The organism is Neobacillus pocheonensis (assembly GCF_050477905.1).
Lineage (GTDB): Bacteria > Bacillota > Bacilli > Bacillales > Cytobacillaceae > Neobacillus > Neobacillus pocheonensis_A.
The window spans coordinates 1-1,151 of record NZ_JBCNAD010000056.1 but is presented as its reverse complement, the minus strand read 5'-3'; the positions used below and the strand labels follow the sequence as shown (position 1 = coordinate 1,151).

Below are 1,151 nucleotides of genomic sequence, written 5' to 3'. Positions count from 1 at the left end.
AATCGAGTAGAGGGAAAATAAATTGATTATTTTCGCCCCTCTCACACCACCGTACATACGGTTCCGTATACGGCGGTTCAATTTATATTACAGTGTGTACTTTTAGATAATGTTCTAAAGCAGAGGGAAGTCCCCTCTGCTTTAGTCTTTTGTTTGAGATTGCTCTTTGAACAACCTTCGAAAGTCCGATGTACCGATAACCTTTCCGACAGAAAGTTAATCCTTTCGCCTCTTCCTCTGGAATCCCTAGTTGAACAAGCGATTTGATTCGTTTCTTTGATACCTTCCATTGCTTCCAGATGATAACTCTAATTCTGGAGCGAAGCTTCCTATCTATCTCAGTCATCGCTTTTTTCATATTCGAGATTCTAAAGTAATTAACCCACCCAAGTGTGACTTGTTTTAGTTTTAAGATTCGGTAGTCTAGCGGAACACTCCAATTTCGCTTTGTTAATTGCCGAAGCTTTCTTTGAAATTTTTGTATTGACGTGAGATGGGGTTTTACTTGGTATTTCTCATTCTTAGAATCGTAATAATATCCGAATCCTAAGAATTTCAAATCTTTTGGACGGGAGATTTTACTCTTTTCTACATTGACTATTAACCCTAATTTATTTTCTATAAATCTCACGATTGTTTCCATCACTCTATTCGCTGCTTTCTCACTCTTCACGAAGATTAGGGCGTCATCAGCGTATCTCACGAATTGGAGTCCTCTACTTTCTAGTTCCTTATCCAATTCGTTCAACATAATATTACTCAGCAGTGGGCTTAGGTTTCCTCCTTGCGGAGTTCCAACTGGTATTTCTTCATATTTCCCATTCACCATTACTCCACTGACAAGATATTTCCTTATTAGGGAAATGACATCTCCATCATCTATTGTATTAGAAATAATTCGCATGAGTTTATCGTGATGGACTGTATCGAAAAATCTTTCAAGGTCAATATCCACAACCCAATCGTATCCATCATTCAGAAATTCCAAGCTTTTAATAATTGCCATCTCACAGCTTCTTTTCGGTCTAAAGCCGTAACTGAATTCACTGAACTGCTTTTCAAATATCGGGCTGAGAACTTGATGAATGGCTTGTTGAACGACTCTATCCACTACTGTTGGTATTCCCAATTTGCGCATCTTGCCATTTTCT

1 protein-coding gene is annotated in these 1,151 nt (G+C 38.2%); it reads right to left on the bottom strand.

The window, feature by feature from the left end; translation table 11 throughout:
• Window positions 1-82: 82 nt before the first annotated feature.
• Window positions 83-1,151, bottom strand: a 1,069-nt coding sequence (gene ltrA, locus ABES02_RS25335) for a group II intron reverse transcriptase/maturase (RefSeq protein ID WP_430140541.1), incomplete at its 5' end; no start/stop codon positions are given.